This window comes from Ruminococcus sp. YE282, from assembly GCA_900101355.1.
Taxonomy (GTDB): Bacteria; Bacillota; Clostridia; order Oscillospirales; family Acutalibacteraceae; genus Ruminococcoides; species Ruminococcoides bromii_A.
This window is the reverse complement of the sequence record FMUV01000032.1, coordinates 13,417-30,311: the sequence shown is the minus strand read 5'-3', so window position 1 is coordinate 30,311 and position 16,895 is coordinate 13,417. Positions and strand designations below refer to the sequence as shown.

The following is a 16,895-nucleotide window of genomic DNA, read 5'->3' as shown; positions in this document are numbered from 1 at the left end:
TATCGTAAAGTAGAATACTTTGCGATATAAAATAATTAATTACCACCTCATACTATTATTGTATAAAATTTATTGCATTTTTATGTCGAAATATGCAATAAATATAATTTTAAATTTAATAAGCATCTATCGATACGTTTATATAAAAATTTATCAATAGATGCTTTTCTTATTTCAAATCTATTTGCTTTATTTTAAAAAGCAACGTACTTGTGCCACCTTTAGCTCTGTATCTTTGGGTAGTTTCTATAAGCCCTGCTTTGCGTAAATCCTTTATTGCTCTACGTACGGTGGCTTGAGATAGTTTGATTTCTTTTGCAATGGTAGATACAGCGGGCCAGCATTCACCGTTTTTGTTAGCTCGGTCGTAGAGATAAACATATACAGCAACTGCTCGGTGTGATAAATCCATTTGATATAAAAATGTTAATCTACTCATTTTCGCTCACCTCGTCTTGTGTTGGTCGTTCGGTTCTGAGTGGAGCTTGTTTTTCTTTAGGCGGTTTGTTATCTTTATTTTCAATACCTTTTACTGTTTCTTTTTTATCAAGAAAATCAGGATGGTAAGACTCAATAATCTTATTCATTAGCTCTGTACTGTTAGCATAAGCAACCTGACGATTTCCATTTTCTTCAACGGTATATGCTTCTTCAAATTTAATCCCCCACTCAAAAAATAATTTAAATTTCACTTTCATAGGATAAAAGCCTGTTTTCATAACAACAAATGTTCCTTTGGGTAGGGATTTTAATTCATCAGGAGTCATCAATGGTCTCTCTATCATCTGCAAGGATTGTGACGGGTCATTCTTGCTTTTGCTGACCGAACCACTCATCACCGTTCTACTGCCAAGTGATTTTGACAGTATTTCTGCACTTGTGCTATTCGGAGCAAATCCACCAAAAATTGTAAGCTGTGTGTTATCAATGATAATATCTGCTCCCTCTTTGCCGTAATTCTTCTCAAGCTGTGCAAAGGATTGAATGATTGGCACTATCTGCAATTTACGAGAACGTGATGCTGAGAACATCATTTCTGCTGAATCAATCTTAGGCAGAGTGCCAAATTCATCACAAAAGAACACACAACGATTTTTGAGTACACCACCATTTTCATCTGCAACGGATAATATCTCACGATATAGCTGTTGGATAATAAGTGACACCATAAAAAATGTGTTTGGGTTTTCTTCGGGCATAACAATAAAGATTGCACACTTCTCATTACAAAACTTCTCTGCATCAATCTCGGTATCAAAGCATAGTAACTGCTCTAATTCACTATCAAGAAAAGCATTTAATCTTGATAGTGCTGTACTCATTACGCTTGACATACTCTGTTCGGCTGTGTTAAGTGCGGCTCCTGCAAACCATTTTGCTTTGTGGTCATTTGGCAGATAATCCATTAGTAACTGAAACTTGTTTTTACCTTTCTGATTTGTTGGTGCTAACAATTCCTGAATGATTTTAAATACAGAAACAATATGTCTTTCTTCAGGCTTGCAAAATTCTGCGACAAGTAAGATTGTAGCTGTTAGCAAGCCCTCCGCTGCATCGTAAAAATATGCGTTTTGACCGAATGAAGCTGAGTCCATTCCTGAAAGAATAATTGTCTTCGATATAATTTTTGCGTACTTTTCAGCTCTTGCTTTGTAACCAAGCTGTTCTTGATTTGCTTTATATAAATCCATATACTTATTTACAAGGTGTAAAAGATTATTTCCGTGTGAGCGTGTTGGATTTCTCAAGTCTATAACGGATATTTTGTAGCCGTAATACTTCTCTGCAATCGTTCCGTAATTACGAACAACATCTCCTTTTGTATCAGTACATAAGAAGGACATTCCCGTCGCACAGGCATATTCAATGCAAGGATAAAGCCAATATGCGGTCTTACCAACACCAGCCGCACCAATCATTAATGCGTGAACATCACCTGTATCTACCATTGCAGTTGTTCCGTTTCTGTTATTTTTACAACCGACTACAATGCCTTGCTGTGTTGGTCGGCTATCTTTATCGGTTCTCCATTCGCTTGGTTGAAAATCTATGTGTTTGTAGGTCTGCTTTACTTCTCTCTTGGTTGCCCAACGAGCTGTTCCATGCTGACCTTGTCCGACTGTTTTATTTTTTATACGATTGAGCGAATAGTGATTACCAATGGTTGTTATGAGTATAAACAAGGCAAACATTGAACCTGTTACAATAATCAAAGTTATAATACCTGACATATATCACCTTTACCTTTCTCTAATAAAGTTAAATCCTCATTCCAATCTTTGCGTTTTGGAATGAGGATTTCGTTTTGTATATTAATTTTATTAAGCTTTTCTGCTATGCGTTTGTTTGCAGTCTGTCCTGCTTCATCATTATCAAAGCAAAGATATACCTTTTTGATACTTGGATTATCTTTCAAGCATTGAAAAAGCACCCTGTCAGAAACTGAACAGGATGCTACATAGGTGTGACATTTCCAATTGTATTTGTGCATAGATATAAAGCTTAGCATATCAATCGGTGCTTCAAATAAAAACAGCCTGTCACTTGTGCCATTCCAATGAAAGCTATATTCAAGTTTACTGCCTGATACATTTCCTTTGAAAGCATTGCTTGAAACAGTTCCTCTTAGATGTGCATGACAAGGATTTCCGTCTGAATCATATCCAATAAACACAGCATTATGATACTTTGCTGATTCATAAATCATCTTCTTACGCACAAATTCATAGATAACTTCTTTATCAACGCCACGTGTCAACAACAGATAAGAAAAAACTCTGCTCATTCTGTCGTTTCTTTCAGGTAATTTAAATTGCTTTTGTTTTCTTTCTATTGGTGCTGATTTTATTAAGTTTCCACCTGATTGACTTAAAAGCAACTGTACTGCACCTACATAGTCCTTATTATAAAATCTGCGTACAAAATCTATTGCATCACCGCCTTTCTGTTCGTACTGATGATACCATAGATTACCTCTGATTGTAACTTTTTGTGAGCCGTCAAGCCATTCATATTCTGAACCTGACTTTTTAACACTCTCTCCCTGACTTATAAGAAAAGAAGCAAGGTTAGTTCGCCTTGCTCGTTCTCTTTCTTCATTTGTAAAGTTTATGTATTCTGACATTGTTTCTCCTTATAGATTAAATATATTTTTCTTTTCTGTTGTAATATCTTAACTTGGGTAGTTAACTTTCCCCTATCATCATGACAGGAGGCACCTGTCACGAATTTGACATAGTTATTTCTTGGTGTAGATAAAATTTTCATTTGGGTTATTGAATTAATAAAATTGTTTGATATAATTATATTGTTAGATAGTCCTTAATGAGTGTGATAGCAATTTTGATTACGGGCTTTTCTGTTACGATTTCTTATAAAATCAAAAGCAATTTAGAATTTAAATTTACTTTGTCTGGAGATGATATAATGAAATTAATAATGGCGACAAGTATGCTGGCGGATATTACGGGGATTTGTGGAGATTGTAACAGCTTACTATGTCTAAGATCACTATCACACATTGAAATAAGGTAACAACCCCGGGGGTTCGACTCCCCCAATCTCCGCCATTTACATTTTCAATCCCTGAGCCTGCTTCTTATCATTTATTTTCTGCTGAAGCTTTTTATCTGTCTGCTGAGATTTTTGCTTTTCTTCAAATCTCAAACGATTTTGGAGCATATTAGAAAGTGTTCGCAGAAGAATTAACGATGAGATTGTAACACTATTACGCTTAGATTTAACTGAACATTTCGGATATATAACACCTTTGTTTGAACCTTTCGTAGGTTTTGCAGAGGTGTTTTCTTCATTTGTGTATTCTGATTTTTCAGTTTCATCTTCTGAAAGATTTAATTTCAATGCTTCTTTAATTACAGAATTTTTGATTGACTTAAACTCTTTGTTATCTACCAAAGGTATGCGTATGGGCATTTCATCAGTGTAGGTTCTGATTGTATTCTCCTTTTGTTCGTACCATAAATCATACAGCTTTTTAATTCTGTCATCACTTGCAAGCTCATCAACAATAGAATCTACAATTACTTTTACATCAGCTTTTAGATAACCATAAACCTTCTTACCCTCTGTCTTGGGTAACTTTTCAGCAAGCCTTAACAGTTTTTGCTGAATTGAGTCACTGACATAAGTTTCAGAATTAACCCTTGCAACTATATCAGCAACAATATCACGAGCTTCAGCACGAAGTGTATCTCTATGCTCGGTTTGTTTTTGATAAATACATATTAAATCCTGTCTAAAGATAACATTTGCAAGATTGGATTTGATGTTTTCAATTCCCTTTTCAGTAAGATATGCTTCATTTGGTTTCGTAGAATATGCAATCATATGAATGTGTGGATGATATCCTTCGTTATGAAAAGCAGCATACCATTTGAAATTTTCAGGAGCTATTTTCATATTCTCAGCAATCATATTACGCTGTGAACGGATAAGATTCATCCATGCATTAGCATTGTTATACCCAAGTCGGTCTGCATCCTCTCGCTTTAAAGATATAATATGTGTCCAGATATTGCTCTTACTTTCAGCAACTTCTTTCTGTACATTAGATAGAATTATAGGTACACCATCATCAGTAAATAGTCCGTGAGATGATAGCTTTTCTACTCTTGGTCGCTGTGCAATGTAGCTTACATACTTTTCACGGTCACCAAATAACTCTGCGTGTGTTTCTGCAATTCGTAAAATCAATTCGTCTGCATTGCCACGAGTAGGATTGTTTATGTAATCCTCATACTCATATAAATCTTTTGAATCGGGATAGTTCTTTAATAATTTACCTATTATCTTTTCCTGAACCGAAGTAGAAGCTAAATGCTTTTTTGAATTTTCTGCTTTCGCAACTCCCTCACGAGTTGCGATATACGAAACATAATTTCCGATATTGGTTTTTGAGTTAGGTTTAATATACGGAGATTTCATTATTATTTTTGGCATAGATTACCCTTTCTGAAACCTAAACGCATCTTCAAATTTATACTTACCACTGTTTCTTCTTACTTCTTCAACACAGATTTTTCTTAAATCTTTCAGCTGACTTTCTGTAATGTCATTGGTTGCGGCTACTACGTGCATTAGCATTGCAAGCTCTACACCTTGCTTGAATAACACTCTTGCTATTCTATCCTCTGTATCAAGAATTTTTGAACCGATTACTGATTCCAATGCAGGAGTTAATATCTTTGTTGTGTTCTTTGAGTCTAACCAAGCTATATAAAATTCAATGGCATTTGAAATAAAATCGCTTCTTGATGTTGCGTTAGTTCTTGAGATAGAATTATCACAGGCTTTGAGCAAATCTTGATTGATATACAGTCCTATTCTTTTTGAATCATTATCCATTTTTTAACTTTCCTTTCGGTAACACTTTGAGTATTCATAGAAAATCTCTTTAAAACGGCAAATTCGGGCAGTTTGGAATACAGTAGGTAACACATTCTCCAAAAGGTAACACCTTTCAAAATCCCCGAATGGCGTTGCCGTACGGTGTAATTCGGCAGTATCCGTGCTTGCACGGAATACGCCTTTATCCTGCTTAAAAATCCACCCTAAAGCTACTGCCCGAATTGCCGGTACTTCTGTTTTTTAAAACTCGTCAGAAATGCCCTGATTTGCGTTCTTCCTTAAAATCGGATACTTTCTCGACTTCTCACAACAAATCGCACACAGGGCATTTGTGGCGATGACATTGGTGATTATTCCGTTTTAATAATCTTACCGTTTACAACCTCAAAATTACACTCTGTATATGATAGTCCATATTTCTTTACTACACGATTAAGATTATCAAACATTGTCTGCTCAAGATTGTATGAGCTGAGTTTCACTTCATCTGTTACAGTGTCATAGCAAATCCACTCTGTGCTGTCAGGCTTGTCTTTGACAAGGATATCAAATACAAGTACTGACTTATCAGCAGTCGAAAATACTATTGAATTGATTTTCACACAACCAACTGTAAGTGAAGCAAATAATTTTTCGTGTGTATCTTTTGAATGTAAAATATTTCTTACTTCACCTAATGGTAAAAAGATTTTGAAGATGTATTTATCACCAAGTAACTTCTTTAACCTTTTTCTTTCATTCATAAGCTCATACCTCCAATCTCATTTGAAATATCTTCGCTGTCATCTTCATCGAATAAATTAAATGGGCTATCCTGCTCAATGCTTTCGTAATATTTCTCTGCACTTTCATTTACTGCATCATTTAAAACATTTAAATCCAACTTGCAATCCTTGTATCCTTGACGAACTGTATTGTAGTAGCCTTCACTTGGCAATCCGAATTGCTGTTTCAAATTCATAATGTAAACCATAGCAGTAATTTCTTCGCCATTGATTTTTACAGGTAAGTCCTCTTTAAAATAATGCGACGGATAACCCTCGTATCTATCAAGTAGTTTTTCATCTCTTGGTTGAAGTTCCCATAAAGCAACAGGTACAGACTTACCTTCACATGGTGCAATGGTTGCATACGCATAATGTGGCATTCCTTTAAACTGTAACTCGTAGTTTTCAATTACTCCTGTACCATATAGCTTTGCTGTTGGACAACGATATTTCATTTGACCGAGATTTAGATTACTGCCATAGGCAATGTATAATTTTTTACTCATAATAATTTCTCCTTTTACATTGACATAACAAAACCCAAAGTGTTTTCCTGCTCCTCTGAAACGGATTCCACTTCGGGTTGTTCTATATTTTCTGTTTGCTCTTGCACCTGTCGCAGTGCAAGTCTTTCCTTTTGTCTTTCGGCTTGTATTGGATCTTTCCAAGCAATATTACCTTCAAGATTTTTCAGCAGATGATGACGAGCTGTTTTGAATTCCTCTCCATTTAATCCAAGACGGATAAGCCAAGTTCTAAAAGTAAACTTTTCATTATCGGATTGAGTTTTAGTTCTTCTTGCTGACTTCTTTATTAAAGCCTGATGACTTATGGCAAGGCACAGTTGCAGATAGCTTTTAACCACTCCTGCGTGTAATGATGAATTGAATAATCTAAACTCAATCGTACCCTTATTAAACACGCTATGAAGATTAAGTGCGTGATAGCGTGTGTCATCATAATGCCTGTAGCTGTAATCACCACCGTCATACCACATTGATTTTAATTGCTCCATTGACATAGGCGGACGGTTATTTATTTCATCAAGAAATCTTGTATCCATCTTTTGACAGTAATGCTCACGGGACACACTTACTTTTAATGATTTGTAAAGCAAATCTTCTTTTGAAGCCATTATGTTTACAATGTTTCTTAATGTTTTAGGTGTATGAGGTGAAGCATTGATATGAACATGAATACCACAAGAGGAATTAACCCTTGCACCAGCTCCACGTAAGCTACGCACTAACTCCTGTATCGTTTCAATGTCATCATAAGTGCATATTGGAGAAACGAACTCCACAGAATACAATGCACTTGCATTCTGTCCTGAACGATTTTCGCAACGGACACTTGCATCACGCACAATCTTCCATTGTCTGTCATCACTATCACGAATTGAATATGAATCATACACTCCACCAACGTGTGTTCCTGTTGTATTAAAATAACCGGCTATCACCTTTGAAGCTGTACTTCGTGTGATTCCGGTCATCTCAATTTCTATTCCGAAGTTTTGAGTTTTAATTTTTATCACCTCTTTTTGCAAATTTAGTTGGTTTATAATATAATATAACAAAACAAAAGAAAGGAATAATGTTATGTTTAATTACTCTGCTCTGTTAAATTGCTTGTTCCAGGGATTTGTTACAGGTGTATTAGAAAGCATTTCTTTAGTATTGTTTATTGCAATACCAACTTTTTTGGTTAATATAATAACAAAAACTCGTGACAAAGCAAATAAAAAAGATACCTCAAATTTAAAACAAATATTAAAAAAACACTCTGATATTAACAGTAAAACAAACATTTTTGTTGATCGGTTACCGGCAATATATTTTCATATTTTTATTTATTCACTATTTTTACTATTTTACATTCATTTGATACTAAATGTAAACGAAACTGTAAATATAGAAGTAACTGATTCGATTAATAATATATCCAACATCATATATACAATAATTCTAAGCACAATAGGTGTTATAGTAATTTGTGCTTCACTAAAAAAAGATTATTATCTTGTGTTCAACTATAATGATGTCACTAAAAAATATAAATTTTTACCTGCATCTATTAATTTAATTATAGTTCTTATGTTAACTATAATAAATCAAGTTGTTTATTATTCTATAAAACACATAGTATGTTATGTGTATGTTTATCTACTCATAATAACAACAATTATAATATCAGGATATTTAATCTTAGTAACTTTAAATTTATTGTTTTCAAGCACAAAAGCGGAACTTACAATATTGAATTCATTAAGATATATATATAATGATAATAAAAACATTTGTATTGAAAACGATAATATTATTGGCACAACAACAAATCTCCAGTACTTGTTTAACCAATACCTTAAAGCACTTAATAAATTGCACAATAAATGTAACTATGGTTTAGATAATAAATTTATATATAAATATTCAAACAGTAAAAAAATATTCAATAAAAAAACATTTTGCAATTGTTTAAAAACTACAATATCAACAATAGTTATTGTTTCTTTAGCATTAGCTGTAGTTACATCACTTTTTATAAGTATGCAAAATGGAATAAACATGTTTAAATTTCTCTTTAGTTTCATAGGATGCTTATCATCCTTAATTTTGGTGTTCGTTTTTTCCTTGTTTCTTTTTACTAAAATTAAAATGACTAAAAAAATCACCTATAATATAATCTACGGAAAAAAGACACACTTCATCTTCTGTAATAATAAAAAAATTTACTATTATAGCGACTATTCTATCCCTTTATACTCTTATAAAGCAGGAGTTAATTGGTTGCACGCATTAAAGAATTTAGATGCTTTTTTTAAGATATATACTAATACGAATAATAAACAACTTCAAATTCGAAGAATGCATAAGATTATAAATACATACAAAGAAAATTTAGACATATCTGCAAATGAGCAAATTGTAAATCCGTTTATCAATTTACCACTAATTCTGTTTTTTTACCATAGTTACATAAATTTTGAAGATAAAGAATCTGTTATAAATTTTTTTAAAGAACAAAAAATCATATGGGATAAAGAACTACACAACTTAGCTAAATCAATCATTAATGAGCTATATAAAGACAACACCAAATTCAATTGTTTTTTTATTGATATGGGAATCAAATAATTTAAAAACACAACTTAGAAATAACCGGCTATCACCTTTGAAGCTGTACTTCGTGTGATGCCGGTCATTTCAATTTCTATTCCGAAGTTTTGAGTTTTCATAGCTCACCACCTGAATTATTTTCTTCGGAGTCTGATTTTTCAGTTTTTGTTTTTGATTGTTTTGTAGTGGTTGATTTCATATCAATAAATTCTCTGACATTTGCAGGAACATATTTTGAATACAACGCATCAACCGATTTTTCAAGCTCATCTTTGATATCCATATCTCGCTGTGACATATACAGCTTTATTGCAGACAGTTTTTCGCTGTCGTACATTATGTTTACACTAACTTTTTTCATTTTTCTTTTCCTCCACATATTTGATATTCGGAATTTTTAACCACTTTGTCCAACCACGACCTTCGAGCCTAGTTTTGACAACACCATAAGCTGTACCCTGTGCTTCGATAACTTCACCGTTGCCTATGTACACTCCGATATGACCGTCCATCCAAACAGCAAGACCAGCTGTATCAGGCATAGTTGATATATCACCGCTTTCGGTAACATAGCTCCAAATAGAATTTGCACCGCAATCTGCAAAACCATTTGAGCCGACAACTATATCTCCTCTGTCAGGATTATACCAAGCGTAAGATTTTATTAATCCTATGCAATCAACTACTCGCTTACCTAACCACTGCTCACCAATTTCTCGCATAGGTCCACCAGCTTCGTTATCAGCAGGATATAGACTTGCTTGTTGATTAAGATATGACTCTGTGCATATCTGACCATAACCACCATAGACATATCCCCAGCCATTTTGCTCTGCGTTCTTGCACCACTTTACAAGGTCTAGATTATTCTTAGTGGTCTTGTCTGTGTATCCTGATGTGCTGATTTTCGTGCTGTTAATAGTCTGCATTACATTTTTAAATTCTTCATATTTAATATCAATTCCGAACTTTGAGTTTACAGCTTTGATTAAATTTTCATCAGATTGATTCTTCTTAAAACAGCTTACAAAGTTTTTTACAAAGTCTTTTTCCTTAGATTTATCGGACAGCGAAAACAAATAAATCACTTCTGCTTGTGTGTTGTAGTCAGATAGCTTTTTCTTAGCAAGTTCTTTTTCAACTTTAGTCATAGTATCGTTGATGAGCTGAAAGTTTTCCATCTGTTCAGCTGATATATTTTCTTGTATAGACTGAGTAAGTTTAGCTGTATCAATTTCCATACTTCCATTAAAAATTGATACAACAGCAACAATCGGCATAACCACAATAATGATTATGCCGATTACTATTCCAAATATTGTTTTTATAACTTTCGGGTCGCTTAATAAAGCTACAAGTATTTTCTTTAGTGCTGCACCTACCGTTGCAGACATTGTATCACCTCCTGAACACAAAAAAACGATTGACTCTCGTTAAGAAAATCAATCGTTTTTTTATTTTAGATAAATTGTAACTTGTGGATAAACAAAAACTAATTATTTAATCGGCTATATAAATCCTTATAAATTCATACAATTTCAAAGATTCTAAAATTTGTAAATATTATCATCTTTTTTCATAATCATTAAATACACTCACAATAGATTCATAACGATATTTACTATCAAACCCTTTGTTATATTCACCATAATAATGTTCGTGCTTTTTAGGATCAGAATTAGCATTAAGATAATCAATATCTTGATTTATTTTGTTTATGAGCTCATCAATTAAATTTGAGATTTCATCAAGCTCTACATTGCTATATTTTTTTATAATATTTTCTACTTCAAAATCCATGTGAGGTGCAATCACCTCGTTCTTATATAGAAAACCCAAGCCGACAGTGTGATAATCTTTTTTTGTGTAAATAACATAAGCGTAATACTTATTTTTGGTTTTATTAATTAAAGTAAATAATTCACCGCTAACATCTATCTCATCAATCCAATTAAAACCATCAATTTGCTGTCGTCCAGCCTTTATTTGAGTACCTAATTCATTAGATAAATCTTCCAAAATAATTTGTTCTTTTAATCTCTCAAGCAAATTATAAAGAATATCTAACCTTTCTGTAAGCAATTTTGATTTTTCTCTAAAATATTTACTCATTATATCCTCCATTATTATATTTAATACCAAGTTTCATAATCTATAAATTACAGTTCATATTATCAATCTAATATGTTACTTACTCATTTCAAGAATTTAAAATTCTATTAAATAATTCTACTACTTTTTTGAATTCTGAGTCATTCTCAGAGATAATCTTACCTTTGCCTTTCAATATTTCCTTTTTTATAGTACTAGCCAATCTTACTTTCCAACCTTTATCCAAGTTAATTTCATATTTATTTGCATATTCTTCTATCTGGTTACAAATTGGGACATTGTTATTTACAACATCATCAAATTCTTCATCAACTTCTTCAGGTCGAGGTAGAAATTTACACACAATGTTAGCGAATTTATCTATTGGAAAAATATCTTCAATTTCTCCGTTCGGTAAATTTGTAAATTCAGAGACACTAATTATTTTCTCAGGACAATCTGAGTAAAAATCGGCATTAAGTTCCTTTTTAATTTTTTCGCCTGGTTTATCACCATCTACTAAAACGACAGGCTTAATTTCGTTTTTACCAGATAATATAGATGCTGTTGCTTTTATTCCTTTTGTTCCTCCTGTAGGCATAAATACAATTTCTTTTAGCGGTGAAATTTCTCCTTTTGATATCAATAAACTTTTTAACGCAGATAAATAAATTTGATCGGATACCCCTTCTACAAGTATTGGCTCGCAATTAATCAATAAAGTATCAGACACAGTTAACCCAAGTGCTGCATGAGCGGGATATATAGATTGCGATTGATTTTTTCCATTTATACGTTCAGAAGCTCTTAAATCTGGACTCACGACCGTCTTACCATCGTTATCAATATAAACAGAACGAACTCTATCAAGATGATTAGAATCCACCATAAATGGAGAATGAGTTGTGTATATAATTTGATTTTCTTTAGCTAAGTTCTCAAAAAACATAAACAAATCTTTTTGTGCTAATGGATGCAACGTAACACCTGGTTCATCCAATAGCAAAACAGCATTTTTATGATTATTCCTACTTTCAACTAAAAATACTAAGTAAAAACTAAAAAACCACTGTAATCCTGTACTTCTAGATTCTAATTCTATTCTCTCTGGACGAACTTTATCAGAAACCCATATTCTAAAAAAGTTTCCGTCTGCTTGAAACTCGAATGTGTAATCTCCTTGCTTCCACCACTCATTAAATGATTTCGTAAAACCTGATGAAGCAGATGACAGAAGAATTTCTCTTTCTTTTTTTTGGGTAGCCATTTTTTCAATTTCTGCTACGCTCAATGTACCATTCTTTTCAGTACCCAATGATAAAATTTCATTGGGATTTAATTGCACGAAATCAAAAAGCGTTTTTAATGTACGAACTTTTGCAGCATCTTTAACTCCTAAATCCTTTCTACCAAAATTTTGAATTACCTGAGGAAGATATATCTGTGAATCAAGATTTCCATAGTTAGAATAATAAACATACTTAGGCATATGCTCTTTAAGATAATCTTTAACTTCTTGACTTTCAATAACTGATGGGACTAATACTTCATCGAACGCCTCTTTAATTATTTCTTTAAAATTTTCAAGAATAGCAAATGAAGCAGATGATTTAACGTCCGTCGTTATATCTTTTAAATTATTATGTACAGTTTTTATTAAATCAATATTATCATAATTTGATTTTGCAAGAACGTTTACTTTTTCCAATTCTTCAGCCACTAAATTTTTTCTTAATTCTTCCGCACTATTCGTTGTTTTTATTGCTGACAATGATTCTAGACATTCATAAACTTTTTTTAAAATATCCTCAACAGTAAGACTTGGATTTTCGTTAAGATTAGGAAGCTCAAAAAAATATTTCCCATCAAAATCTTTTTTTACTATTGCTACATCGAACTCAGACTTTTCATGACAGGTTATATTTGCCAAATCATTTGCTTCATCATCTAATAACTTATACTCCGCACTGACAAAAATTGGTTTATTCTCAGCTGCTCTAAACACATGATACTTATCTCGTGGTAAATCATCGGTTAAAACAATATTGCCATCATTTGCTGGATTTAATTTCCATAGTGGCAACAGTATATTAGTTTTTCCTGATTCATTAGTTCCTATTAACGCAGTAATTCTATCTGCATCAATCCAACCACTATCATTAACAGATCTAAAGTTTGTGATACGAAAACGTTTTAATAACATAATCTCATCTCCTCGTTTTATTCAACCCTAAAAAAACAGACAACATTCCCATTAAAACAAACGACAATAACTATTTTTTGTTATTATATCACAAAACCTAAGGTTTGTCCATAAAAATCACCTACCTCCAGCACTACCAAAGATAACAGATTTATATTCAGGTGCTTTAACTACGAGAAGATACCTTTCATTACCGCAACGGAAAAGGCAAGTGCCTTTTTCTCCGAATTTGATTAAGTCATATTCGTTTGGTTCTATCATAAGTGCATCTTCAAAATCTTTTGGGTTGATATTACCTGGGTAGAAAAGAAAGTGGTTTGATGGGATTGAGAACAGTGGTTTTGTAAATTCCTTAATTCCTGTTATTAAGAAGTCATCTATATTCTGACTGGCAAGTATTACAGCTGATTCTTTCTTACGAACACGCTTCATTGCATTTCGGATATACTCTATGGCGGTGAGATTAGATAAGAACAAATAAAGTTCATCAATAGAAGCTACTGTGTTACCTTCACCAAGAAGTTTGTTGCTCATATACGAGAGGATATTGAACAGCATAGCATCTTTAAGTCTTTTATTGGTATCAAGCAAACCTTTTACACCAAAGCACAAGAACATATCATCGGTGATATTGGTGTGACCGTTAAAGTATTTAGACTCTGAACCAACACACATACTATTAATGCCAAGACAGATTTCCTGCAAAGTTTGCACTGTATAGATTGGCTTTAGTTTTCTATCAAAAGCATTGTATTCTTCCTCACACAAAGCATACAGGTCACTCATAAGAGGAAAATCTGTAGGTTTCTTTTTGCTGTAATCAGTTGAGTCAGTAATGCCAAACCTTGCATACAGCTTCATCAGCATAATTTCAAGTGTATCAAGCTGTTTATCTGTAAAATCCTTGTATGCTCTGAAAAAGTCTTTTAAAAATGCAATGTGCTGTGAAAGTCGAGTAACTTTATTAAATGCCTCAGGTGCATCCTTATCAGTTTCACTTTGACCATCGTTCCAAGTCTTTGGTTCAAGAGGGTTGATTTTGTATCTGCCTGTCATAAAATCAATATAGCAACCACCAAGAGCATTTGTTAAATCCTCGTACTCTGCTTCAGGGTCAAGAATAATAATTTTCTTTCCATTTTCTCTGATATTTGTTAAAAGCAACTTCATTAAATAGCTTTTGCCCTGACCACTGTTACCAAGAATAAGGATATTACTGTTTGTTTTGTCCTCTGTTCGTCTGTCAAAGTCAACAAGGATATTTGTGCCGTACTTATCACGACCGATATAAAAGCCATTAGGGTCTGTCTTACCACTGAAATTAAACGGAAACAAATTCGCTACAGAACTAGCTGGCAAAACTCTTTCATACATACTGCCAAACTGATTACTACCTAAAGGGTTAACAGACAAGAAGCCCTCTTTCTGACGAAGTGTAAGCCTATCCACATCAATCTTTGAGCGAGTAAGCTCCATTGCTATATCGGTTTGAAGTTCTCTTAGCTTTGCTTTGCTTTTGGCTTTGAGTTCAATAAATACAGAACAATGCAGTAATGGTTCTTTATTCATTCGTAGGTTTGAAATTAAAGAAGCCACATCACGGAGATTGCCTTCTGCTTCAATGGTATCGTTTACATCATTGCCACCTGACTTTAGCTTGTTTTTTCGTGTGGCATTCTGTATAATTTTTCTCTGCTCAATAGATTCAACGAGTCTGTTATATATGCGTAATGTAACTCCGTTTCTGTCTGCAAGCTGTGATAGAATAGCTTGTTCTTCTGTTGAGTGTGGATATTCTTTTATTACCCACACACTTCGGTATGAGTCACCAACAATATAGTGGTCTGATAAAAATTTGATTACACCAGGTAATATCATATCAAAGAAATCTTTTGTGTAGACTTCTTCTGCCTGTTCAGGTGTAAGGAGTTTTGGCTTTCGTTTTAATATAGACATAATTACCTCCATTTTAATTTTCTACAGCTAACACCAATATACGGTTATCACTATTGCCACCGTAACAGGTGGATAAGGTGAGAAGTGGTTTGTTATAAACAGGTGTTATTCCTGTATCATATAAGCTGTGTTCTTTAGCATACTTAATTTTGCAGTCATAATCTCTTTTGGTATCTGCTGTAATAAATCTGTACCAATCATCATCTGACTTTACCTTCATAACAGCAAACACTGTATAAACTGATACACAATTTTTAGTTTCAAGTACAACTGTGGGGTGCTGTGTGAAATATGAATAATAGGTGTAGTTACACAAGTCTGCAAACATTGTTCCGTTATTCATATTGTGACCGTATATAATTAGATTTGAACTGTCCTCTATACACCTTGAATCAAGAAAAGGTACACCACTTTGGCTGTAATCTCCATAAAAGCTCTTGTTTAAATATTTCTGTGGATTATCAGGTGTGTGCATAACAGGATAACTTATGTTTGTTCCTGCTATGCTTATCCAACCAAAACAATCAGGATTCATTGAAAGTAAATCAGATACAGAATGCGGTTGATAATATGTAATTGTTTCAGAAGATTGATTTGACAGTTCAACAACGGCTTCTTCATCATCTGTATTAAGAATTATCGGAGTTTTAATAGCCCTCGTTTCTTCCTCTGTAACAACTTCTTCTATCTGTTCAAAGTCAGCTTTTTCTCTGTATTCGGTGTTCTTTTGAGAAAGTACAGAAATAAAGCAAAACACAATAACGATTGCAAAAACTGCGATTACTGCAATGGTACTAATTATCTTCTTCATCTGACACCTCCGTTACATATTGTTCACCGTCATAATCGGGTATTAAATCACCATTCATACTTGCATCAAAGTAAATAGCCAAAAATCGTTTGATATCGTTCTTGCTCATTCTACTTACTTCAAAGCCTTGGTCAGATATTATCTTTTCTATTCTGTTTGCTTTTTGTAGTACCTGTTCTGACTTTGAAGATTTACATCTTGCAATAAACATAAACTGTCTTGCCGTCGATATTTCAGCTTGAATACTATCGAGAAAATCAATGTCTTTTACAAGAATGTTTCTTACCTTACTATTCTTTTCATATTCAATCCTGTTTTTGAGATAACTTTTGTTGTTATCAAAACATTCGCTTGAATCTGAACAACTGATTTCGATGTCAGGTACAGCAGATAAAACCATCAACAAATGTCTGATTTTGATTTCAATATTCGTGTGTGATAATACAGAAATATTTGTAGGCTGAACATTAAAGAATAACAGTTCTTCTTTGCCTACTTTAAGTCCGTGATTTGTAAATGTCTTTATTGAGAGCAAGTCCTGAACAGACTTACCTTTATTTCTATTTCTCGTTTTTCTCATT

General features: G+C 33.3%; 17 protein-coding genes and 1 tRNA gene. 2 read left to right on the top strand and 16 right to left on the bottom strand.

Annotated features, from left to right (window positions below):
• Positions 1-169 precede the first annotated feature (169 nt).
• Genes BLP46_RS09635 through BLP46_RS09625 form a run of 3 tightly spaced genes read right to left on the bottom strand, consistent with a single transcriptional unit; the run spans position 170 to position 3,124 of the window.
• A complete protein-coding gene (locus BLP46_RS09635) occupies positions 170-439 on the bottom strand; it encodes a helix-turn-helix domain-containing protein (RefSeq protein WP_092978516.1) in 270 nt (89 codons plus the stop codon).
• Positions 432-2,231 carry a VirD4-like conjugal transfer protein, CD1115 family gene (locus BLP46_RS09630; protein WP_092978515.1) on the bottom strand — a complete coding sequence of 600 codons (1,800 nt, stop codon included), beginning with the start codon at positions 2,229-2,231 and terminating at the stop codon, positions 432-434. Before BLP46_RS09630 ends, BLP46_RS09635 begins: the two co-directional genes overlap by 8 nt.
• Positions 2,216-3,124: a DUF3991 and toprim domain-containing protein gene (locus tag BLP46_RS09625; protein ID WP_092978514.1), complete on the bottom strand. Its 909-nt coding sequence runs from the start codon at positions 3,122-3,124 to the stop codon at positions 2,216-2,218. The genes BLP46_RS09630 and BLP46_RS09625 overlap by 16 nt, the downstream gene beginning before the upstream one ends.
• Positions 3,125-3,467: 343 nt before the next feature.
• Here BLP46_RS09625 and BLP46_RS13095 point away from each other — a divergent pair.
• A tRNA-OTHER gene (locus BLP46_RS13095) sits at positions 3,468-3,569 on the top strand.
• Position 3,570: 1 nt separating this feature from the next.
• On the opposite strand, the gene mobP3 is transcribed toward BLP46_RS13095, so the two are convergent.
• The 5 genes from mobP3 to BLP46_RS09600 all read right to left on the bottom strand — a co-directional run bounded on the left by mobP3 (position 3,571) and on the right by BLP46_RS09600 (position 7,668).
• Positions 3,571-4,959, bottom strand: a complete 1,389-nt coding sequence (gene mobP3, locus BLP46_RS09620) for a MobP3 family relaxase (RefSeq protein ID WP_092978513.1) — start codon at positions 4,957-4,959, stop codon at positions 3,571-3,573.
• Between the two features lie 3 nt (positions 4,960-4,962).
• The gene (locus BLP46_RS09615; RefSeq protein ID WP_092978511.1) at positions 4,963-5,364 is read right to left on the bottom strand and encodes a CopG family ribbon-helix-helix protein; all 402 of its coding nucleotides are present in this window, start codon (positions 5,362-5,364) and stop codon (positions 4,963-4,965) included.
• Between the two features lie 353 nt (positions 5,365-5,717).
• Positions 5,718-6,110, bottom strand: coding sequence for a hypothetical protein (locus BLP46_RS09610; protein WP_092978510.1), 393 nt, complete (start codon positions 6,108-6,110; stop codon positions 5,718-5,720).
• Positions 6,107-6,640, bottom strand: a complete 534-nt coding sequence (locus tag BLP46_RS09605; RefSeq protein WP_207645231.1) for a gamma-glutamylcyclotransferase family protein — start codon at positions 6,638-6,640, stop codon at positions 6,107-6,109. The genes BLP46_RS09610 and BLP46_RS09605 overlap by 4 nt, the downstream gene beginning before the upstream one ends.
• A 14-nt stretch (positions 6,641-6,654) precedes the next feature.
• Positions 6,655-7,668: an amidoligase family protein gene (locus BLP46_RS09600; RefSeq protein ID WP_092978520.1), complete on the bottom strand. Its 1,014-nt coding sequence runs from the start codon at positions 7,666-7,668 to the stop codon at positions 6,655-6,657.
• A gap of 67 nt (positions 7,669-7,735) precedes the next feature.
• Here BLP46_RS09600 and BLP46_RS09595 point away from each other — a divergent pair, with 67 nt between their 5' ends.
• Entirely contained in the window at positions 7,736-9,271 is a 1,536-nt protein-coding gene (locus BLP46_RS09595; RefSeq protein ID WP_092978509.1) for a hypothetical protein, read from the top strand.
• Positions 9,272-9,285: 14 nt separating this feature from the next.
• Here the strand turns inward: BLP46_RS09595 and BLP46_RS12830 are convergent, their stop codons facing one another.
• The 8 genes from BLP46_RS12830 to BLP46_RS09560 all read right to left on the bottom strand — a co-directional run bounded on the left by BLP46_RS12830 (position 9,286) and on the right by BLP46_RS09560 (position 16,894).
• The gene (locus BLP46_RS12830; RefSeq protein ID WP_207645232.1) at positions 9,286-9,372 is read right to left on the bottom strand and encodes an amidoligase family protein; all 87 of its coding nucleotides are present in this window, start codon (positions 9,370-9,372) and stop codon (positions 9,286-9,288) included.
• On the bottom strand, positions 9,369-9,614 hold the full coding sequence (locus BLP46_RS09590) for a DUF6103 family protein (RefSeq protein ID WP_092978508.1): 246 nt from the start codon (positions 9,612-9,614) through the stop codon (positions 9,369-9,371). The genes BLP46_RS12830 and BLP46_RS09590 overlap by 4 nt, the downstream gene beginning before the upstream one ends.
• Positions 9,601-10,647, bottom strand: coding sequence for a hypothetical protein (locus BLP46_RS09585; protein WP_092978506.1), 1,047 nt, complete (start codon positions 10,645-10,647; stop codon positions 9,601-9,603). Before BLP46_RS09585 ends, BLP46_RS09590 begins: the two co-directional genes overlap by 14 nt.
• Positions 10,648-10,819: 172 nt before the next feature.
• Complete coding sequence (locus BLP46_RS09580; RefSeq protein WP_092978505.1) at positions 10,820-11,365, bottom strand: hypothetical protein; 546 nt, start codon at positions 11,363-11,365, stop codon at positions 10,820-10,822.
• A gap of 88 nt (positions 11,366-11,453) precedes the next feature.
• Positions 11,454-13,547, bottom strand: coding sequence for an AAA family ATPase (locus BLP46_RS09575; protein ID WP_092978504.1), 2,094 nt, complete (start codon positions 13,545-13,547; stop codon positions 11,454-11,456).
• 117 nt (positions 13,548-13,664) lie between these two features.
• On the bottom strand, positions 13,665-15,503 hold the full coding sequence (locus tag BLP46_RS09570; RefSeq protein WP_318259568.1) for a VirB4 family type IV secretion system protein: 1,839 nt from the start codon (positions 15,501-15,503) through the stop codon (positions 13,665-13,667).
• Positions 15,504-15,516: 13 nt separating this feature from the next.
• The gene (locus BLP46_RS09565; RefSeq protein ID WP_092978501.1) at positions 15,517-16,314 is read right to left on the bottom strand and encodes a class B sortase; all 798 of its coding nucleotides are present in this window, start codon (positions 16,312-16,314) and stop codon (positions 15,517-15,519) included.
• Positions 16,298-16,894 carry a hypothetical protein gene (locus BLP46_RS09560; protein ID WP_092978500.1) on the bottom strand — a complete coding sequence of 199 codons (597 nt, stop codon included), beginning with the start codon at positions 16,892-16,894 and terminating at the stop codon, positions 16,298-16,300. Before BLP46_RS09560 ends, BLP46_RS09565 begins: the two co-directional genes overlap by 17 nt.
• Position 16,895: the final 1 nt, after the last annotated feature.